The 21,566-nt window shown below is 28.5% G+C and carries 18 protein-coding genes and 4 pseudogenes; 4 read left to right on the plus strand and 18 right to left on the minus strand.

Annotation, left to right across the window (positions count from 1 at the left end):
* Positions 1-41: 41 nt before the first annotated feature.
* Together ACZ1HD_RS07430 and ACZ1HD_RS07435 are read right to left on the minus strand one after the other, a co-directional pair.
* Positions 42-2,250, minus strand: a pseudogene (locus ACZ1HD_RS07430) (endonuclease MutS2).
* 286 nt (positions 2,251-2,536) lie between these two features.
* Positions 2,537-6,028 (minus strand): DUF7619 domain-containing protein, encoded by a 3,492-nt coding sequence (locus tag ACZ1HD_RS07435; RefSeq protein ID WP_472689069.1) that lies wholly within the window; start codon positions 6,026-6,028, stop codon positions 2,537-2,539.
* A gap of 403 nt (positions 6,029-6,431) precedes the next feature.
* Here ACZ1HD_RS07435 and ACZ1HD_RS07440 point away from each other — a divergent pair, with 403 nt between their 5' ends.
* The gene (locus ACZ1HD_RS07440; protein WP_472689070.1) at positions 6,432-7,094 is read left to right on the plus strand and encodes a uracil-DNA glycosylase; all 663 of its coding nucleotides are present in this window, start codon (positions 6,432-6,434) and stop codon (positions 7,092-7,094) included.
* Here ACZ1HD_RS07440 and ACZ1HD_RS07445 read toward each other — a convergent pair.
* The 5 genes from ACZ1HD_RS07445 to ACZ1HD_RS07465 all read right to left on the minus strand — a co-directional run bounded on the left by ACZ1HD_RS07445 (position 7,078) and on the right by ACZ1HD_RS07465 (position 10,112).
* Entirely contained in the window at positions 7,078-7,608 is a 531-nt protein-coding gene (locus ACZ1HD_RS07445) for a glycosyltransferase family protein (RefSeq protein ID WP_472689305.1), read from the minus strand. The genes ACZ1HD_RS07440 and ACZ1HD_RS07445 overlap by 17 nt on opposite strands.
* On the minus strand, positions 7,581-8,090 hold the full coding sequence (locus ACZ1HD_RS07450; protein ID WP_472689071.1) for a glycosyltransferase family protein: 510 nt from the start codon (positions 8,088-8,090) through the stop codon (positions 7,581-7,583). The genes ACZ1HD_RS07445 and ACZ1HD_RS07450 overlap by 28 nt, the downstream gene beginning before the upstream one ends.
* A 3-nt stretch (positions 8,091-8,093) precedes the next feature.
* The gene (locus ACZ1HD_RS07455) at positions 8,094-8,924 is read right to left on the minus strand and encodes a UDP-2,3-diacylglucosamine diphosphatase (RefSeq protein ID WP_472689072.1); all 831 of its coding nucleotides are present in this window, start codon (positions 8,922-8,924) and stop codon (positions 8,094-8,096) included.
* Between the two features lie 286 nt (positions 8,925-9,210).
* Complete coding sequence (locus ACZ1HD_RS07460; protein ID WP_472689073.1) at positions 9,211-9,660, minus strand: hypothetical protein; 450 nt, start codon at positions 9,658-9,660, stop codon at positions 9,211-9,213.
* A complete protein-coding gene (locus ACZ1HD_RS07465; RefSeq protein WP_472689074.1) occupies positions 9,654-10,112 on the minus strand; it encodes a LysR family transcriptional regulator in 459 nt (152 codons plus the stop codon). Before ACZ1HD_RS07465 ends, ACZ1HD_RS07460 begins: the two co-directional genes overlap by 7 nt.
* A gap of 91 nt (positions 10,113-10,203) precedes the next feature.
* Between ACZ1HD_RS07465 and ACZ1HD_RS07470 the strand changes: the two are divergent.
* Positions 10,204-10,799 (plus strand): annotated as a pseudogene (locus ACZ1HD_RS07470) (NAD(P)H-dependent oxidoreductase).
* Positions 10,800-10,889: 90 nt separating this feature from the next.
* Here the strand turns inward: ACZ1HD_RS07470 and ACZ1HD_RS07475 are convergent.
* The 10 genes and pseudogenes from ACZ1HD_RS07475 to rlmD all read right to left on the minus strand — a co-directional run bounded on the left by ACZ1HD_RS07475 (position 10,890) and on the right by rlmD (position 18,137).
* A complete protein-coding gene (locus ACZ1HD_RS07475) occupies positions 10,890-11,030 on the minus strand; it encodes a hypothetical protein (protein WP_154066975.1) in 141 nt (46 codons plus the stop codon).
* 19 nt (positions 11,031-11,049) lie between these two features.
* Positions 11,050-11,910: a substrate-binding domain-containing protein gene (locus ACZ1HD_RS07480; protein ID WP_472689075.1), complete on the minus strand. Its 861-nt coding sequence runs from the start codon at positions 11,908-11,910 to the stop codon at positions 11,050-11,052.
* A pseudogene (locus ACZ1HD_RS07485) lies at positions 11,911-12,778 on the minus strand (nucleoside phosphorylase).
* A gap of 1 nt (position 12,779) precedes the next feature.
* Positions 12,780-13,724 (minus strand): DUF1835 domain-containing protein, encoded by a 945-nt coding sequence (locus ACZ1HD_RS07490; protein WP_472689076.1) that lies wholly within the window; start codon positions 13,722-13,724, stop codon positions 12,780-12,782.
* A gap of 4 nt (positions 13,725-13,728) precedes the next feature.
* On the minus strand, positions 13,729-14,052 hold the full coding sequence (locus tag ACZ1HD_RS07495; RefSeq protein WP_472689077.1) for a translation initiation factor: 324 nt from the start codon (positions 14,050-14,052) through the stop codon (positions 13,729-13,731).
* 74 nt (positions 14,053-14,126) lie between these two features.
* Entirely contained in the window at positions 14,127-15,074 is a 948-nt protein-coding gene (locus ACZ1HD_RS07500; protein WP_472689078.1) for an isopenicillin N synthase family dioxygenase, read from the minus strand.
* A 67-nt stretch (positions 15,075-15,141) separates the two neighbouring features.
* Positions 15,142-15,861 carry a DUF6048 family protein gene (locus ACZ1HD_RS07505; protein WP_472689079.1) on the minus strand — a complete coding sequence of 240 codons (720 nt, stop codon included), beginning with the start codon at positions 15,859-15,861 and terminating at the stop codon, positions 15,142-15,144.
* Positions 15,842-16,333, minus strand: coding sequence for a DUF6452 family protein (locus ACZ1HD_RS07510; protein ID WP_472689080.1), 492 nt, complete (start codon positions 16,331-16,333; stop codon positions 15,842-15,844). The genes ACZ1HD_RS07505 and ACZ1HD_RS07510 overlap by 20 nt, the downstream gene beginning before the upstream one ends.
* Positions 16,334-16,364: 31 nt before the next feature.
* Positions 16,365-16,661 carry a 4a-hydroxytetrahydrobiopterin dehydratase gene (locus ACZ1HD_RS07515; RefSeq protein WP_079738739.1) on the minus strand — a complete coding sequence of 99 codons (297 nt, stop codon included), beginning with the start codon at positions 16,659-16,661 and terminating at the stop codon, positions 16,365-16,367.
* 81 nt (positions 16,662-16,742) lie between these two features.
* Entirely contained in the window at positions 16,743-18,137 is a 1,395-nt protein-coding gene (gene rlmD / locus ACZ1HD_RS07520; RefSeq protein ID WP_472689306.1) for a 23S rRNA (uracil(1939)-C(5))-methyltransferase RlmD, read from the minus strand.
* A gap of 391 nt (positions 18,138-18,528) precedes the next feature.
* Between rlmD and rocD the strand changes: the two are divergent.
* Positions 18,529-19,804: pseudogene (gene rocD / locus ACZ1HD_RS07525) on the plus strand (ornithine--oxo-acid transaminase).
* Between the two features lie 230 nt (positions 19,805-20,034).
* Positions 20,035-20,355 carry a hypothetical protein gene (locus ACZ1HD_RS07530; protein WP_472689081.1) on the plus strand — a complete coding sequence of 107 codons (321 nt, stop codon included), beginning with the start codon at positions 20,035-20,037 and terminating at the stop codon, positions 20,353-20,355.
* Between the two features lie 139 nt (positions 20,356-20,494).
* Here ACZ1HD_RS07530 and ACZ1HD_RS07535 read toward each other — a convergent pair whose 3' ends face one another.
* Positions 20,495-21,505 carry an AsmA-like C-terminal region-containing protein gene (locus ACZ1HD_RS07535; protein WP_472689082.1) on the minus strand — a complete coding sequence of 337 codons (1,011 nt, stop codon included), beginning with the start codon at positions 21,503-21,505 and terminating at the stop codon, positions 20,495-20,497.
* Positions 21,506-21,566 lie beyond the last annotated feature (61 nt).

Raw genomic sequence — 21,566 nt, forward strand, 5'->3', positions numbered from 1 at the left:
ATTTTTTATGCCTAATTCTAGTATTTTAAATTTTGAAGCTTCTATTTTTTAGCTTTTTCTACAAGTTCAATTTTATTTAAAGTTGTTTTTGTAGTGAATACGCCATAATTAATAGTAACATTTTTCTTGTCAATTTTATCAATAGTTCCTACAGAATTAGAGTCTATAATTCTAACACGATCATTAATTTTATAATTGTAAGAAGCCTTTTCTTTTGCAACTTTAATTTCTTCTATTTTTTTCTCTTTTCTAACTTCAACTACCTTTTTTAATACTTCTTTTTCTACCTTTTTTATAACCTCTTGCATTTGTTTTTCTACAACTTTTGCTTTTTGTTTTTGAGATTTGGTTTTAGGCTTTATCGGGTTTTTCTTTGCATACTTAACTTTTTCGTCTGCAACCCATTTATTAAAACTAGTGTTTAATTCTTTTTTATTATTATTTTGAAAGTATTTGTTTAGAAACTCATTAATTTTTCTACCAAGAGAAAGCATTCTTTGGTTATTATCATACAACTCTTGAAAACCAGCTAGTTTAGACTGAATTTTATCTTCTTTTTCTTGTAAACTATCCAAATGTTCTTGTCCTTTAGACTTTTGTTTTTCAAGATTATCTGAAGTTCTTTGCAATCTACTGCGTTCTTTTTGCAGTTTAGAAATTGTTTTATCTAATCTAACCTTTTCTGTTTCGACTCTTTTTTTAGCTTTATTAATTAAGCTAAAAGGAATTCCGTTTTTTTGTGCAACTTCAAAAGTAAAAGAACTACCTGCTTGTCCTACAAATAGTTTGTATAACGGTTCTAAAGTTCTCTCGTTAAACTGCATATTTGCATTGGTAACATTGTCTAATTCGTTTGCTAAAACTTTTAAATTAGAATAATGTGTTGTTATAATACCGAATGCTTTTTTATTATAAAACTCTTCTAAGAAAATTTCTGCTAAAGCACCACCTAACTCTGGATCAGAACCAGTACCAAATTCATCAATTAAAAACAAGGTGTTTTCGTTACATTTTCTTAAAAAATAGCGCATATTTTTTAAGCGATAACTATAAGTACTTAATTGATTTTCTATGGATTGATTATCTCCAATATCAGTTAAAATTGTATCAAAAACATAGGTTTGACTTCTTTCATCAACCGGAATTAACAAACCGCTTTGCAACATTAATTGCAGCAAACCTATTGTTTTTAGAGTGATACTTTTTCCACCTGCATTTGGTCCGAGAAATTACTATAATTTGCTGTTTTTCATTTAATTCTATAGACTGCGAAATGGTTTCTAAGTTTTGCGCATTATTTTTTTCCATAAAATAGGATGATAAGCGTTTTTAAAATAAACTCTTTTTTCTTTCGTAATTTTAGGTAACACAGCATTCATTTCTCTAGAATACTTCGCTTTTGCACCAACAGCATCTGTATGAACTAAAAAATCTAAATATTCTTCTAGAAGTGGCGTAAAAGGACGAATTGTTTCTGCTAAAGCACGTAATATTTTAATTACTTCTTGCTTTTCTTCGTACACTAAATTTTGATATTCTCTACTGTATGCTAAAGTTGCTTGTGGCGCTATATAAACGATATTACCGGATTTAGAAGCGCCCAATAAACTACCAGCAACTTTTTCTTCTGTGCATTGCAGAAACAGCCAATACTCGCTGATTATCTACAATTGTTTCTTTGATATCATCTAAATAACCTGCGGAAATTGCTTTTGATAAAGCACTAGAAAAACTTGCACCAATTTTACCTCTAATGTTATTAATATCTCTTCTAATTTGTTTTAATGCGGCAGAAGCATTGTTTTTTACTTCACCGGAAATATCAATAATTTTTTTTATTTCATCATCTACATAGGTTGTAAATTCTATTTTTTGAGAAACTTCAAAAAAGGTTGGGAACTGAACTTTAAATTTTTTAAAAAATTTAATCAATTCATTTACAGTTAAAGAAGTCGTTGCAATTTTTAAAAAAGCTTCTGTTTCTATAAAACTGTTTTCTATTGCCAAACGTTTTACACTTTCTGTAACATTATCAAAACCATGATTTGGTACTCTGTTTTCACTCTCAAAAGAAGATAAATATTCGTTTACCAAATGCAATTCTCTAAACAATTGCTTTCTACTTTCTATAGGTGTTGTATTAAAAACTTTTTCTTTACCTAAACCACTAATACAATGTTCTGAAACATGCTGTAAAACAGTCGTAAATTCTAAATCTTGTAATGTTTTTTCTGAAATATTTGTTCTCAACAAAAGTGTTTTTATTTATCTAACAAATTTATAAATTCTTTTGGTAGGTTTTATAAAATGACGTTCTTTTTTACAGTTCTATTGAATATGAAAACCTTTTTGTAATTAGTTGTTTTTTAAGAACTAATATTTCTAAATTTTAATAGATAAAAAAGTTTCAATTAAAACTCAATTATACTGTTAAGAGCTTATACTACAGGCAACAGTATAAGCTCTATTAACAATTTTAAAAAAAGTTTTTGAAACAATAACTTCTGATGTTTTTATGTGTTTTTTTAAAGTTTAATTATTTTTTTATTCCACTTCCTTTATCGGTATTTATTTTAATGAAATATATACCTGCAGGTAAGTTAGAAATATTGATTCTTTGTTTTTTAAGATTATTTTTTAATACTTTACCTTGAATGTTATAAATGCTAAATTCGTTTATTTTAATATTATTGTTAACTTTTAGTGAAAGTATATTTTCAACAGGATTTGGATAGGCAACTATATTTTTATCAATAAAATTAGAATCTAAACCTGCCGTTGAAGAAATTGTAAAAATACCTTCTGTAAAGTTTTCTTGATAGTTGTTACTTATAAATAAAGATCCTTTTTGTATAGCATATGTGCCAATAGTTTCTCCGGGAATTCTAGTCATGTTTCCAGTAAAAACATCGCCATTTATTAAACTACCATTGATAATTTGATATGTTAAATCTGGATCTACACTTCCTAAAGATTTTGTTATATTATCTGCTAAAATGCTAATTGGTCTTTTTGTAATATTTAAAGTTCCGTTTATAAAATTTAAAGAATAGTTGTTGTCGGAACCCTCTGTTAAAATTATGCTATAAGATCCAATATTAGAACTTTGTGATGCTACAGAAGAAATTTTTGGTTCTTCATCTAACATAGTCGCATTCTCTCCATTTATAAAACCTGAATATTGGTATGTAAAAGTAGGGTTTGCATCTCCGTAATTTCTTGAGTAGTCATCTGCTGTAACGTTTAAATTAGCTTTGCTAATTGTTAAAGTAATATCTTTAAAACCTGCTTTATAAATGTTGTCTGCTGCAATATTAGCTCTTATGGTTACTAAGGCTGCGTCTCCAATATTTACTATGTTATTATTTGTGCCACTTAAATAGGTTCCATTTGCGTTTCCTTCTATTGTATAGCTAATCTCACCGGAAGAATCTGATGTAGCGTTTAATTGAAAATCTGTATCTCCATAAGTTTTGTAAATGTCCGAAAATGTTATAGTTGGTGCTAAAAGAGCGTTGGTTGTAAAGGTTTCTAAATTACCATAATTAATTCCTGCAGAATTAATTGCGTAAGATCTAAATGAATATTGCGTATTTGGATCTAAGTTCGTTATAGTTTTACCGAAAGTTCCAATTCCAGTTCCGTCACTTATTTTTACAACATCGTTTCCATTAATTTCTGGATTGCTATTTTCTGCACTTATTGCGTAAACAATTCCTCTATCAGTAACCAAGGCACCACCATTGTTAGAAATATTACCTGATAAATTTACACTACTTTGAGTAATGTTAGTTGCTGCTGTTGTTGTTAATGTTGCAATTCTAGTTAATTGAGTTGAAGCTGTGTTCGTTATTATAGGAGCATTATAATCAAAATAAATGTACGAGGTATTTTCTGCAATATCATTTATACTAAAACTACTTTTAGGTTTTATTTTGAAGAAAATCCAACCATGACTTTCTGGTTCGTTAGATAAACTATCTGCTAAGTGAATGTTTTCAAAAATAAATTCTACCTTATTACCTTCTTTTATAGATGTTCTGTATTCATGACTTGCGGAAACAGGTGTAAAGGTAGACCAATCTAAATCTGCATCTAATTCATTTTTAACTACAATATTAATAGCGGATGCAGTACCTGTATTTTGAAAACGAACTCTGTAATTTAAAAAATTAGGCACTTCTATAGCGTCTATATAGTTTCCTTCAAAGCAAATAATATCATTAGGATCATAAGAATTTACTACAGTTTCTGTAAACGAACTTGTATTGTCTGTTGGGTTAACATCTGTATCTGTACTACTAATATTACTGGTATAAGTTATTAAGTCACCTCCATTTACAGGGTTTATAGTCGCAACAGGAGTATTTATATTGAAATTGACATCAATAAATTTCTTTTCAAATGGAAGTAGATTGTTGTAATTCCAACTTAAAATTGTATTTGTTTGAGAATCAGGAGCAATACTAGCATTTAAAAAGCTTAGTTGATTATCCGGAAATTCTAAATCTACAGAACCAGATAAGGTACTAGAACCTATATTTTCATAAAAAACTCTTACAGAAGTATCAAAACCAGGTCTTGCTTCAGATGTAGGTATTACTGTTATTTTAACATCATTTACAACTTGATTTGCTGTAATACAAAAATCAATTACTTCTGTATTACCGTAACCTGTAAATGTTTTTGATTGAGTTGTTGGAGTAACGGAAAAAAAGCTAGGTAAATTTAATAAAATTTCAACTGTATTTGTTGCCTCTTGTGTGTAAAGTATGTATTCTCCGTTAGAATTTGTAAACGCTACATTGGCAGAATTAGTGCTAGTATTTGTTAATTTGGTGTTTATAGATTTAGTATCTAATGCATCACAACCATTGTTATTAAAATCAAAAGAAACTGTACCTGTAATGGTATTAGAATTTGTTGGAATAAAAGAGCATATATCAGAATAAAATGATGATCCATTTTTATTTGTAAAAGTTGAATTTGCATAAGCTAAATTATCTACACATATTAATTTTAAATTAGGATTATTTAAAACGTTAAACCTGTTGTTGGTTATTGCAGAATTATTTCCGTTCTTAATATTTAAACTAGTTAATTGGTTATTGTTAGCGTATAAGGTGTTTAAACTTGTTTGTCTAGATAAATCTAAGCTTGTAATTTGGTTACTACCACAGGCCAAAGTTTTTAATAGCGTATTATTTGTTAGGTCTAAATTTGTTAACTGTGTAGTCGAACAATTTAATGTTTCTAGAGCTGCATTTTGTAATAAATTTAAATTTATTAGTGGATTATTTCTGCAATCTAAATGAGTTAATCCTGTATTGTTAGTTACATCTAAATTAGATATTTGGTTTACAAAACATTTTAAAGTTGTAAGAGTATTTGTGTTTGGTAATATTAAAGAGTTAATTGAATTATTATCGCAAATTAAACTTGTTAAAGATGTGTAAGAAGAAGCATCTAAAGAGGTAATTTGATTTCTTTGGCAGTTTATAGATGTTACTGTATTGGTAATTGGTAAAGTAAAAGCAGTAATTAAGTTATTATTACAGGTTACATTAATTAAATTTGTTTGCGCAGAAATGTCTAAGGTTGTTAATCGATTTCTACTAATGTCTAAGTTAGTTAAGGTGTTTGTAGTAGGCAGTATTAAAGAATTAATTTGGTTATAATTACTAGTTAAAACACTTAATGATGTTTGAGATGATACATCTAATGTTACTAAATCGTTTGTATGACATATTAAAGTTTCTAAACTACCGTAACTAGGCAAAATTAAATTACTTATTCCGGGGTAATAATTAATAGTAACATTCGGATTTTGATTATTAGAACAATCTAAATATGTTAAATTAGTTAATGCAGAAACGTCTAAACTTGTTAATTCATTATTACTACAGATCAAAGAAGTTAAATTTGTAAAGGCTTCAATACCTGTAAAATCACTTATTCCAAAAGATATAATTCCACCACCACCACCAACACAGTTTGGATCATTTGGATCCGGACAAAATCCTCCCATATCTTCAACACTTTGAAAGTTAGAGATATTTAAAGAGGTTACAGCTTGGGCCTCTGATAATGAAATTTGGTAATCGTTATTTGTATCTATAGTAGGTGTGTAATTTAGTAATGCCTGTTTAAATTCGTTATCTCGGAATATTTACATTCTGACTTTGTGAATAATTAGATATTAATAAAGTAATAATTGCAAAAAATAGTAATTTTGATTTCATAGCTTTTGTTTTATTTATACAAATATTACTTATTTTATAATTTTAATTATGAGGGTTTTACCTATTTTATTTTTGGGATATAACTGGAATTTTACTTTAAAATAATTAGTTATATAAATTTAATGTTTTCATAAAGTATATTAATTTTGAAATCTCAGAAAGTGTATCATTAACTTAATTAAATTTCGAATGCAACTAAAAATAGCCGATAGCTGGAAAAATATTTTACAAAATGAATTTGATAAAACTTATTTTAAAGAGTTGCTCAATTTTGTAGATGAAGAATATAAAAATCATCAATGTTTTCCTAAAAAAGAAGATGTTTTTGCTGCTTTCGATTATTGTTCTTTCGATGATTTAAAGGTTGTTATTATTGGTCAAGATCCATATCACGACGAAAATCAAGCAAATGGTTTGTGCTTTTCTGTACAAGATAATATGATACACCCGCCTTCGTTAAAAAATATTTTTAAAGAGATTTCTACGGATTTAAATCAAGAGATTCCAGAAAGTGGAAACTTAGAAAAATGGGCAAAACAAGGCGTTTTATTATTAAATGCAACTCTAACAGTTAGAGCGCACGAAGCCGGAAGTCATCAGAAAAAAGGATGGGAAACCTTTACAGATGCTATAATTAAACAAATTTCTAATGAAAAAGAAAATGTAGTTTTTTTACTTTGGGGTAAATTTGCTGAAAGTAAATCTAAATTAATAGATATAAAAAAACATATAATTCTTACTGCGCCACATCCTTCTCCTTTAGGCGCATGGAGAGGTTGGTTTGGTTCTAAACATTTTTCTAAAACCAATAAAATTCTTCAAAAATTACAGAAAACTACGATAAAATGGTAGGTAAAGAAGAAGATTTATAATATGGCAATAATAAAGCTTCTAAAAGGTCTTCTGTAGTGTCAGCATAATTTACTTCGATAATATTTTCAGAACGAATCCATTTTGCAATTTTAGGCACCTGTTTTTTACTTAGTTTTTTTATTGTATGAACACCCATTTCTTTTAGTGCAAGTGCGTTGCATTGTTGTTCATATTGATTTTTCATAGGTATAACCATTAACCTTTTCTTTAAAAATAAGGCTTCAGAAGGTGTTTCGAATCCCGCACCACACAAGACACCACTAGAACTTGCCATACTTTTTATAAAATCAAATTCGTTAACAGGAAAAATAGTAATATTTTTCTCGAAGATTAATTTCGTAGTATCCTTAGAAAAAATATGCCATTTTACAATCGGAATTTTAGAAAGTATTTTTGCTATTTTATCATGATGATAAGAAGGTAAATAGACAGTAAAATGGCCTTTGTTTTTTACTGTTTTGTGTCTTATTTTTTTCTGATAATTGGCAAAAATATTGCTGAACTATAACTGTTAAAATGAAAGCCAAATCTTACTTTAGAAGGTGCATAATATTTTAAAATTAGCTTTTCAATTTTAAATTTACCTATTTTTGGTGAAGCTGCGTCTAAAACAGCATTTTGATGACTTAAAGAAATGATGTTTACATTATTTAACCGAGCAGCCCAAGCAGAAACTGGTTCAAAATCATTTATAATTAGGTCGTAATCTTTTACAGGTAAGTTTTTTATTTCTTTATAAAATCGATATAAATTCATTTTTTTATAACTCGCTATAAAGTCTATTCCACCGTTTTTACCAAAAGTAAAATTTAAACCTTTTAAATTGTATTTTACATCAAAACCCAACGGAATATTATTTTCGTTACCACTTAATAATATATCTAAATCTCCTTTTTGTTGTAAAATTGGTATAATTTCTTTTGCTCTGGTTAAATGTCCGTTTCCTGTACCTTGTATAGCGTATAATATCTTCATAAATTATTTTACCGGTTTTTTTATGTCAAATTCTTTTAAAAATTCATTAAAAATAAAGTTTTGAGAATCTTGTTTTTTTAAAGCTTTTAACTCTTTTTTAGATAACTTTACTGTATTGTTTTTTACAATTTCATCTTTATTATATTCGTATAAAGTCCATTGCTTTTTCTTATATTCTAATGCAGTTAAATTTTCTATCCAATCGCCGGAGTTTAAGTAAGTTGTTTTTCCTTTAGCGTTCGCAATTTCTCTTATTTCTGGTTGATGAATATGACCACAAACTACATAATCGTAGTTGTTATCAATTGCAATATCAGAAGCGGTTTCTTCAAAATGATTGATAAATTTTACAGCACTTTTTACACTGTTTTTAATTTTTTTTGATAAGGATAGTTTTCCGTAACCTAATAATCTACTAATCCAATTTATAAATGTGTTAATCAAAATAAGTAAATCGTAGCCTTTACCGCCTAATTTCGCCAGCCATTTCGAATGTTTCATGGTTACATCAAAAACATCACCATGAAAAATCCATGTTTTTTTATCATCAATATCTAAAACAAGTTTGTTCAAAATTTTAAAATTCCCCAATTGAAAACCTTTAAATTTTCTAAGCATTTCGTCATGATTTCCGGTAATGTAATACACTTCTGTTCCCTTAGAAAGTAGTCCAGTAATGTGTTTAATTACATTCATATGAGATTTAGGAAAATAACGTTTGTTAAATTGCCATATGTCTATAATGTCTCCGTTAAGTATTAAAACTTTTGGATCTATAGATTTTAAATAGTTTAATAATTCTGCCGCTTTACAGCCATAAGTGCCTAAATGCACATCAGAAATTACAACATAGTCTAACTTACGTTTTTTGTTTTTTTCATCTTAAAAAGGTCAATGTTTAGAAGTTATTCTTTGGTTACATAAAGTATTTAGAAGATACTTATAGTTATGTAAGGTTAAATAAAATGTACGCAAACGCATTCTGTATATAGTTTATCAAACTTACAGACACTGTGTTTTGTTATGGTAAATTAATAATGAAAAAAGTAAGTTAATTCTTATTAAAAAGTTTATAAATTGTAAGCTAAGTGTTAAGTGTAGTGCTTTAATTATTAGGTAATTATTTTAATTTTGATGTGAATATTTTTCTAATAACATCTAATTCTTTTTTATATTTTAAGTCTGTTCTTAATGCAAAATATAAGGTGTTTTCTGTCTTAATTTTACCTTTCCAAACTAATTTTATTTCCTTTTTTAAAATTTGTTCTTCACATAAAAAATCAGGAACTAATGCAAGTCCATTACCATTTTTTAAACATCTAATTATAGAAGTAATATTTGGTAAAATATAATTGGGTTTAAAACTTGGCTTTTTATTAAAGTTTTCAAACCAAAAGCGTCTAAAATGCTCCATTTCGTTTGACGAACTGTACCATAAATTTTTGAGTAATTCTTCTTCTAGTTTTTTATAATTTTTAGAATTGATATGGCTTGTTATTACTGAAGTATCTGTTTTATTTCCTGCAATTAATACAATTCTTTCTTTAGAAAAAGGAATATATTCTACCAATGATTTTTTTCAACTTGTTTTTTAGGAGTAATTACTAAATCTAAAATACCATTATTTAAATCTTTTATTAAATCTGTATGCGCACCAAACCTAGCAACCAAATCAAAGTTTAATTTTTTAATTTCGGGTTCTAGAATCAATTGAAACATTTCAGAACACATTCCTATGTTTAAAGACGGGTTTTTTTCTTGAGTTGTTTTTTTAAAATGTTGCTCTGCTACTTCTAATTTTGTTAGCGATTCTATAATATATTCATATAAGAACTTACCATCTTCGGTAGGAATCATCTTTCTAGAAGTACGTTCAAACAGTTTTTTACCTACATAGGCTTCTAATGCATTTAAATGCACACTAACACCGGGTTGAGAAGCGTAAAGTGCAACAGAAGCTTTGGTTAAAGTTCCGTTTTCATATATTTCTTTAAAAGTTCTGTACCATTCTAAATTTACCATAATCATTATAATATTAATACAAAGGTATAATTTGTATTATTTTTACAATAGTAAATGTAGCTTTAATTTTGCTTCGGATAAAATTATAAACATGAAAAATATATTTATTATAAATGGAAGTCATCCATTTGCACATTCGGAGGAAGATTTAATGAAACACTTTTTAAAAGCACAATTTCACATTTTGATACACTAGAAGGGTTTGATGTTAAATTTACTCAAGTTGGTGAAAATTATGATGTTAAAAATGAAGTTGAAAAATTTAAGTGGGCAGATATAGTGATATATCATACACCAATTTGGTGGTTTCAAATTCCGTTTGGTTTTAAACAATATATTGATGAAGTTTTTACAGAAGGACATCAAAATGGAATTTATGCAAGTGATGGTAGAAGTAGAAAAAATCCTGATATAAACTACGGTACAGGTGGTTTAATGCATGGTAAACAATACATCCTTACAACTAGTTGGAATGCTCCTAAAACTGCATTTACACTTGAAAACGAATTTTTTAATCAGAAGAATGTAGATGAAGGCCCAATGTTTGGCTTTCATAAAATGAATGCTTTTACAGGTATGAAGTTGTTAGCTACTCATCACTTTCATGATATGGAAAAAAATGCTGATGTTCCTTTAGAATTAGATAACTATAGTGTTTTTCTTAGAGATTTAATAGCAAAACTTTAAGACTATTATATTAATAGTATTGTTAAATTGAAACAAAAAATCCGCTGTAAAAAGCGGATTCATTGAATTTGGAATTAAGAAACAAATAAATTATAAAATATTTATCTGTTTTAATGTCGTTTGGTTTGTTGTTATAGTATCTGCCAAACCACAAGGTTTAGAAGTACTTCTACAAGAAGAAAAACACATAAGACTTACTATACAAATTGCAACAAATACTACTTTTTTCATCTTTTAAAAATTTTAATATTTAAATGTACATATTTTTTACGAACTCAGTTGAGTTTTTCTTCTCTTCTATAACGTTAAAACTTACCATTTTATTTTGAATTCTCGTAATTAAATTTTTGGTAATTGGTTTTCCGTCATTCCATTCGGTTATTTTTAACCATTTCTGAATGTCTTCTAGCTTTTGCTCGTATCTTTTTGCTAGAATTTTATCGATATCTTCTATTTCCTTAAAATTGGCAGTTTGGTCGTTTATAATGTCTAAAACCTTTTTTACTTCGCTAGAATTGTTTTCTAAAACTTCATTTCTAACAGCAACAACAAAACATGGCCAAGGTGTTGGGCAATTATCGACTCTTCTAAAAGTGCCGTTATCTACCAATGGTTTTGTTGTAAAATGTTCCCACATAAAGTAATCTGCTTCACCATTTGTTAGTGCATCAATACCACCTTGCAAATTTCCTATAACTTTAAATTTAAGTTTATCAACATTCCAACCTTGGTTAAATGCATTTACAATTGCCATTAAATGAGAACCAGAACCATATCTACTAATTGCAATTGTTGCATGTTCTAAATCTTCAATTTTTTTGAATTTAGAATCTTTAGCAACATGAATTCCCCAAATTAACGGAGTTTCTACAAATGTTTGCACTATTTTAGAGGGATTACCAGCAGAAATATCTTTAATAATTCCTTCTGTTAAAACAATTGCAATATCAACTTCTCCTGCACGCAATGCTTTGCACATGGCACCAGTTCCGCCAGGGAAATCTTGCCATCTAAGATTGATGTTTTCTTTTGTATATTCTTTATTTTTAAGTGTTAAATACCAAGGATAATTAAAGTGCTCTGGTACACCACCAACTTTTAAATTCGTCATTTATTCAGCTAATTTGTTAAGCGAATATTCTATTAAATTTTCTACAACTTTTTTGTAATCTTCACTAAATGTTCCGTTTGCTCTATTTGCAATAATTGCATTCATAGAAATGGCATTATGGCCTAACAATTTAGACAAACCGTAAATAGCCGAAGTTTCCATTTCTAAATTTGTAATTCTATTACCATTAAAGTTAAAAGAATCTATTTTACTATTGATCTTTTCATCTTGTAAAGCCAAACGTAAAACTCTACCTTGTGGTCCGTAGAAACCACCAGCAGTAGCAGTAATTCCTTTAAAAATTTTATCCGAAGATAATTTTTCTTCTAAAGAACTACTATTTTTTACTAATAACGGATTCGATTTTTTTGTACTCCAATTAGTATGTTCTACAAAAGCATTTTCAATTTCTGGATTAGAAATTTCATCAATTTGATAGGAGTGAAGCATTCCGTTTAAGTCTAAGCCGAAAGAACTCATTAAAAACGAATCTACCGGTATGTCTTTTTGTAAAGAACCGAAGTACCAATTCTAACAATATTTAAAGCTGTTAATTGATCTTTAGGTTTTCTTGTTTTTAAATCGATATTTACCAACGCATCTAATTCGTTTAATACAATATCTATATTGTCTGGGCCAATACCTGTAGAAATTACAGACATTCTTTTGCCTTTATAAACACCTGTTGTTGTTTTAAATTCTCTTTTTGAGTTGTAAATTCAATTGAATCAAATCTATCTGTAATTTTATCTACTCTGTCTTGATCGCCAACAAAAATTATATCGTTAGCTATATTTTCCGGTTTTAAATTCAAATGATATATGCTACCATCTGCATTTAAAATTAATTCCGATTGTTGTATACTCATACTAATTTGTTATTTGTAATAGTTTTTCTGAAGCATTGCTGTACAAAAAGCTATATTTTTTAGAACCGCCAAGGTACGAATTATCAGAACGTAATTCTCTGTAATAATTCGTTTCATTTACTAGCAGTTCTTTTCCTCTTTTAGAGAGTTTTGTTGGGTTTATAGAATCAAACGCATTGTTAAGGTTATTGATAGCTGTTTCATATTGAATGTCACCAAACCCAAAAACTTGTTGCAATTCTAATAATTTTGTAATGAATTGTTTTTTTGTTGAAAAAGTGTAATTATTGGCCGTTTCTAAAATAAAATTTTCAGTATTATTTAAACCATTTTCTACAGACGGAAACCTTTTTAAATGAACTTTTAAAGCATCAACTAAATATTTAAAGGCTTTATTTGGTTTAAAATTATTTACAGTTTCTAGGCGTAATGGGCTATTAGAACAGTATAATTGCCAAATATAATCTGCATATTCAATATCATTTTGATCTAATTCAATTTTATTTTTATAGTGTTCTAAAATTTGATTTTCAGACAAATCTGTAAGCGAAAACATTTTATCAGAACCTTTAATTTTACCGCTACAAACTAAAAATATAGTATATCCTTTTCTATGTTTTTTTAACCAAGAAAGTACAGCTAACATATTAATTTGACAAAATAAATCATGCTCAAACCATAAAATAATTTCTTTACTATTTTTTGTATTACAAAGACTTCTATATTCTTTTAAAGTTAAATTGATAAACATTTCTTTAGAAACATTATAGCTGTTTTTAAAGAATTGAAATCTTGTATTCCAAAATTTTTCGCTACCAACGTCTGTTAACGTTTTACCTTCACATAACATTTCTCTCCAAGTTATAATTTTACCTTTTACTTGAAGTTTTTTAAGATAGTTTGTTGTACAATCTCCGTTAGTTATATGTAAAGTTTTGTTTAACATCTAATCACCCACCAACTCTTTTTACCTTAAATCCTTTGTCTTTAAGCATTGTCATAATTTTGTTTCTATAATCTCCTTGTATAATAATTTTATCATCTTTAAAACTTCCGCCAACAGATAATTTTGTTTTTATCTCTTTTGCTAAGGTTTTAAAATCTGAAGTTGCGCCATTATAACCTTCTAAAATTGTAATAGGTTTCCCTTTTCTTTTTTCGTATTTACAAACTATAGGATCGTCTTGTAACCAAACATTCGATTTTTCTTTTTTTGGTTCTTCGGATTCTTTATGCTCCGGAAAAAGGTTTTTTAATTGATCTTTTAAATCCATTTAAATAATTTGATATTAATTTTTTAAAACACAAAAGCGTAATTTAATTTTAAATTACGCTTTTGATTTAAAGATTATTTTTTTAACCCTAATTCTCTTAAACGTTGTTCTAAAAACTCTCCGGCAGTAATATCTTCGAATTGTTTAGGATTGTTTTCATCAACACAATTTTCTAAAACATCTAATTTCATTTCTGATATTGGATGCATAAAAAACGGAATGGAATATCTTGAAGTTCCCCACATTTCTTTTGGCGGATTTGTAACTCTATGAATTGTAGACTTTAGTTTATTGTTACTGTGTCTAGATAACATATCACCAACATTAATCATTAATTCATCTGGTTCTGCCATGGCATCAATCCAATCGCCATTATGATTTTGTACTTGCAAACCTTTACCTTGTGCACCCATTAATAATGTTATTAAATTAATGTCTCCGTGCGCAGCAGCTCTTTCCGCTCCTTTTGGTTCTGTTTCTATTGGTGGATAATGAATAGGTCTTAAAATACTGTTTCCGTTTTTAATAAAATTATCAAAATACGTTTCTTCTAAACCTAAATGCAATGCTAAAGAACGCAAAACATATTTTGCAGTTTTTTCTAACATTTTATAAGTTTCTTTACCAACTTCGTTAAACTTTGGTAATTCTTCTACAAGAACATTTTCTGGATATTCTTTAGCTCTTTCAGGATCATCTTCTACATATTGACCAAAATGCCAAAATTCTTTTAAATCTCCTTCTTTTTTTCCTTTAGCAGATTCTTTTCCAAAAGAAACATAACCTCTTTGACCTCCAATGCCAGGAATTTCATACTTTTCTTTAGTTGCAACAGGTAGTTCGAAAAAGTTTTTAATTTCTTCGTACAAATCACTTACTAATTTATCATCTAAAAAATGACCTTTTAAAGCCACAAAACCTATGTTCTCATAAGCGTGACCAATTTCGTCTATAAATTTTTGCTTTCTATTTTTATCATCAGATAAAAAATCGGCTAAGTTTACACTTGGTATTTTATTCATCTTTGTAGTTTTTTTATTAAAAACAGCCTATAAAGTTACTAAAAAATCAGTAATTGATAAAGTGTTCTTATTTTTTTGAAAAAGGAATTAAGTAACTTAAGGTATAATTAAAACCAAAACCTGTATTACTTTCGAAAATTCTGTTAAAACCAGGAGAAAATAAGGCTTTAACTCCGTCGGGATCTTTAACGCTCATCATTACTTTATAAGAAACACTAAAGCCGATGTAAAAATTGGTAAAGGTTTCTGCTTTGATACCCAACATAAGTTCAGACCAATGTGCGTTTAAACCAGTACTTGTTACAGCATTTGTGTTTAATTCTGCAGGAAAGTAATTACCGTTTTCAGCATCAGAAACATTGGGTGTATAATTGTTAAGCGTTTGCTCAAATAAGCTAAAACCATATCTGTAACCTACAAAAATTTCGTTATTCATGTCTAACCAATTTTTGTAAGCATTGTAATTAAATCCTAAACGGATATAACTTCCTTTTGAAGTTGTGTTTAAATAATCTTCATTAGAAGTTTCTTCTTCGAAACCAGCTTCTGCAGCTAAATAAAAATTCTTTTTTAATCTGTAATCTCCAACTATTTCAAAACCGCTGTAAGCACCATCAATAGTGCCTTTTATTGGTTTGCTAATATCTACACCTAAACGTAATCCATAATTGGTTTTATAAACAATAGAATCTGAAACTTTGTCTAAATTATCATTCTCTTTTTCTTCTTGAGAATAACCATTTATAAAACTAAAAACAAAACAAAAACTAATGAAATATCTGAACATGCGCTGTAGTTTGGTCATTTAAATTCGTAATTGTTGCTGGTGTAAAATCGGTTATCCAAGTATTATTTTCTGATGAAAAAGAAACGTTGTTAAAAATAACTTTAAAACCACAAGATCTAGAAACAAATTCTTGTTCTGTATTATATTTAATGGTAAAATTTGCAATTTCATTTGCAGCTGTAGAACCGTTTGTTGCATTTTTTTTAAGCGAATAAACTGTTTCTTCTGTTAAAGAGTTTAACGGTATTGCAATACTATCTTGTGTAACGCTTGTATACTGTGCAATCGTATCTTTTGTGCCCGACCAAATAGATAATCTTTGCACATTTTTAGATGTTTCTCTATTGGTTTCATCATAAAAAGTTATGATTAACTTTGGTGTTACCGGGTTTTGTAAACAAAAATCGTCTTTTTCGCATGCCGAGAAAATAGCGATTGTAAGCAATAAGAAAGGAATCAGTTTTTTTATCATTTAGATAAATGTTTTAATTTATTTCTACAGATTAATCTTCTTCTTCAACTTCTACAATTTTATTAATTGCTGTCGCTAATTTAAAGTCTAATTCTGTAACGCCATCTGCATCATGTGTTGTTAATGTAATATCTAAGGTATTGTAAACATTTGTCCATTCCGGATGATGATTAAGAGCCTCACATTCAAAAGCAATTCTATTCATTGCAGACATACAATCTTTAAAATTATCAAATTCAAAGTCTGTATGCAAAGCATTGTCATAATACTCCCAATCTACTAATTTTTCTAATTTGTTAGAAATTTCGAATTCTGTTAATTTTTTCATTTTTGTAAAATTTAAATTAATTCCTCTAAATATAAACTTTGTGAATTTAAAGTGAATTAAAAAGATGTTAAAACAAGTTTATTATTTCTCAAATAAAACAACAGTTTCTATATGACTTGTATGCGGAAATTGATCTACCAAACTAATCTTTTTCATTTGATAACCCGCTTCTCTTAATAACTCTGTGTCTCTTGCTTGCGTTGCCGGATTACAAGAAACATACACCATTCTATCTGCATTTAGATTGATGATTTTTTTAAGCGTTTTTGGTGCAATACCAGCTCTTGCAGGATCTAAAATAATCGTTTTAATTTTATTTTGATATTCTGGATGCGCAATTAAAAATTTACCAACATCTGCTGCATAAAATTGTAAACCTTCTATATTGTTTCTTTTCGCGTTTTTCTTTGCATCTTCTATGGCTGAAGCAACAATATCTACACCCACAATTTTTGCGTTTTCGCTTTTAAAAGCTACAATTTGACCTATTGTACCTGTACCACAAAATAAATCCATTACAACAGTGTTGTCAACTTTGTCTTTATCTTCTAAAACGTATTCTACAACTTTAGAGTATAATTTTTCTGCACATTTTGGGTTGGTTTGAAAAAAGCTTTTCATGCTAATCTCGAAATTTAACCCTAATAATTCTTCTACAATTTTATCTTTACCATACACAAGGTCTAATTTACCTGCGGTTGCTATTGTTCTATCGCCAGTTTCATCGTTAATTGTATGTAATAAACCTGCTAAACGATCTCCGAAAATATCTTTTAAAAAGTTTGCAAATTTATCTAAATCAAAATTTTCTAATTCTGGTGAAGTTGTAACTAAATTACATAATAACTCGTCTGTTTTAAAAGATTTTCTTACAACAAAATATCTAAAAAAACCAGTTTTTCTAGGACCGTGCCAAGGTTCTAAACCTGTTGCTTTACAATACTCTCTAATGTTTTTTAGATTGTCTTCTAATTGTTTGTCAAATAAGCCAGAATCTTTTTCTAGATTATCACCCATCCACCAAACACCACGTCTTTTAAAACCTAGTGTAAACTCGTCTTTATCTGTTTTATTAATTCTGTCATAACCAATTGCAGAAAAACCATATTCCATTTTATTTCTATAATGAAATGCGTTTGGCGATTTTACAAATTCGTCAAATAAATCTTCTATATTTTCTATTTTACCAATTCTTTTAAATAGAGAAAGTGTACTTTCTTGTTTGTATTTATGCTGTAAATCTATAGGTAATTGAATGTAAGGTGCACCAGGTATGTCTTGATACGGAACTGCAACTTCATCTTCTGATGGTTGTAAAACATCTATTAATTTTGCTTCTGCGTATTTTTTACTAGACTTACTTATTTGCGCTTTTACCAACTGACCAGGTAATGTATTTGGAACAAAAATTACAAAACTACCTTCTTCGGAATGGATTCTTGCAATACCTTTTCCGCCAAAAGCATAATCTTCAATTTTTAATTCTAAAACCTGATTTTTTTTACAAACTTGTTTCGTTCTCTACGTGGCATTTTAAAATATTTTGGTCTGCAAAATTAGTAAAAGATATTGATTAGTGTACTTGTTATTGCTACGAATTCTTTTAATTAATTATAAATAACAAAACTTTGCAGGTTTGCAATACGCGTTAGCGATTGAAACGTTATCCTTTTTGTTTTTCACAAAAAGATTTAGTGGAAAGCGCGACCTTTAGGTAACGCCCAAAAATTTTGTATTTAAAAGGTTTATTTTATTACTTTTGTGAAACTTCGGGGATGATTTCTTTCCCACGCTGAATTTCTGATAATTTTTCAGAAGGATAAAGGTAGAATAGGAATGGTTATTTTATAAACTTAAAACAATAAAAATGGCTGTTTTAGACAAACTTACGTCGCAAGAAGCGATAGAATTAGAGAACAAACATGGTGCGCATAATTATCATCCACTTCCGGTAGTATTAAGTAGAGGAGAAGGTGTTTATGTTTGGGATGTTGAAGGTAAAAAATATTACGATTTTTTATCTGCATATTCTGCAGTTAACCAAGGGCATTGTCATCCAAAAATTGTAGATGCAATGACAAATCAGGCAAAAACATTAAGCTTAACTTCTAGAGCTTTTTATAATGATATGCTTGGTAGATACGAAAAATTTGCAACAGAGTATTTTGGTTTTGATAAACTTTTACCAATGAATACTGGTGCAGAAGCTGTAGAAACGGCTTTAAAGATTGCTAGAAAATGGGCGTATGAAGTAAAAGGAATCGATGAAAATAAAGCAGAAATAATAGTTTGTGAAAACAATTTTCATGGTAGAACAACTACAATTATTTCTTTTTCTAATGACCCGGTTGCTAGAAAAAACTTTGGTCCGTATACAAAAGGTTTTCATAAAATAGAATATGATAATTTACAGCAATTGCAAGAAACTTTAGAAAGTAGTAATAATATTGCTGCTTTTTTAGTGGAGCCAATTCAAGGTGAAGCTGGTGTGTATGTGCCCTCTGAAGGTTATTTAGCAGCTGCAAAAAAAATGTGTGTAGATCATAATGTATTATTTATTGCAGACGAAGTACAAACTGGTATTGCAAGAACAGGTAGATTATTAGCTACTTGTGGTAACTGTTCTTGTCCGAGAAAAAATTGTTCCGGTATACCGTGAAGTTAAGCCGGATGTTTTAATTTTAGGTAAAGCATTAAGTGGTGGCGCGTATCCTGTTTCTGCAGTTTTGGCAAATGATAGTGTAATGAGTGTTATTAGACCAGGAAATCATGGTTCTACTTTTGGCGGAAATCCTATTGCGGCGGCTGTTGCAATGGCAGCATTAGAGGTTGTTACTGATGAGAAATTGGCAATTAACGCAGATAAATTAGGAAAGATTTTTAGAGCAGAATTAACAGAGTTTTGTAAAAATAATCATTTAGTAGAGTCTGTGAGAGGAAAAGGGTTGTTAAATGCTATTTTAATTAACGATTCTGAAGATAGTTCTACGGCTTGGGATATTTGTATTAAATTAAGAGATAATGGTTTGTTAGCAAAACCAACGCACGGTAATATTATTCGTTTTGCACCACCTTTAGTGATGACAGAAGAAGAATTAATGGATTGTATTTCTATTATTAAGAAAACAATTTCTGAGTTTTAAAAAACTTACTGTATCAATATATAAAAAGCCACAAATTTACTTTTGTGGCTTTCTTTTTATAAATTTATTATTTTTGATGCTTTTCTAACTTAAAACAAACTTTAGTATGCAAAATGCAATTACCGAATTAGAGCAATTAACTTTAACAAATTCTGCCGTGAAAGTTTCTAAAAGAAACAGCGAGTTGGTGTAAATTTTTATCTATTCTAGGTTTTATTTTAATTGGTTTAATGATTTTTGGAAGTTTTTTTATTGGTTCTATGTACAATAACTTTCCTGCAGCACAACCTGCACCTGTAGATATGGGCTTAATTATAACAATAACTTATATTGTTTTTGCTTTAATTTACATATTACCAGTTTATTATTTATACAACTTTTCAGTAAAAATGAAAAAAGCCTTAATTTCTAAAGATGATGCTGTTTTGGCAAAGGCATTCGAGATGTTAAAGTCGCATTATAAATTTATCGGTGTTTTAACCATTATTATAATATCTATATATTTCTTAGGAATTATAGTAGGTGTTACGGGCATGACAAGTGCTTTCTAGTCCAAAAAAACCGGAAGTCAATAGCTTCCGGTTTTTTTATTAATTGTTTTTGGTAGTATCTTTTTTCTTATTAAAAAGACCGCCTAAAACATTTTTAATTTTATCTTTTGTTTTATCTGTAGTTGATGTTGAATCTTTCTTATCTGATCCGAGATAATAAATCTTTCAATTTATCTTTACCTTGATTGATTAGACTTTGCTTTTGTTTTTCTACCAAGCTTTTTACTAAATTTTCTGTTGCACTTTTAATGTTTGATGAAAAATTAGGACTCGAAAAACTACCCGTTAAAGTCGCATTTACAGGAATACTTTTAACTTCTGCCGCGTCTTTAGGTGTTAGTTTTGCAATTGCATTTGTTACCGAAGAACCTAGATATTTTACTGGTACATCAAAAGTAATATTGTAATTCATAGAATTGTCAAAACCATGAGAACCACCAACATTAATTGCAACATCTTTGTATGTAAGATCGAATGGTTTTACGCTAACTTCACCGTCATTAAACGTAAATAAAGCGCTTACATCGTTTAAATTTAATTTACTTACATCTAAAAAATCTACTTTAGAACCTAATAAACTTAATACTTTAGAATTACTAGCTTTTAGTTTTGTGTTTAATAATTGTCCTAATAAATCACCTGAAATAGATTTTAATTGAGGCGTCATATCTTCACCTAAATTACCGGATACTTTAATTTTAGAATTAATTTTACCTTCTACAGATTTTGCAATAGGTGCAATAGCTTTTAACATTTCTAATTTGCTAAAAGAATCGGCAATATTTAATTCGTTTAAGTTTAAATCCATATTAAATTTAGAAGTTGTTCCTTTCGTAGAAACTTCTCCATCAAAACCAATATTTCCTCCAAAAACACTAGTTTTTAAGTTTTTTAAACTAACGGTTTCATCTTTAATTAAAATTTTACCGTAAACTTTTTCTAAATTAATATTGTCGTATACAACGGTGTTTGCGTTTGCATTTAAAGTAATGTCTAAAAAAGCAGGTATTTTTAATTTGCTGGTTGTGTTTGAAGTGGTATTCTCATCAGATTTTGTTAAAAAATCATCAACTTTAAAGTTTGTTGAGTTTAGATTGAAATTTCCTTTTAACTTTTGATCTTTAAATAAAAATCCATAAAAATTTTCCAAATTCCCTTTAATTGATAAATCAGAACTTCCTGTTTTTGCATCAAATTCTTCTAGTGAAATT

The sequence above is a fragment of the Polaribacter sp. HA6-7 genome (genome assembly GCF_055693625.1).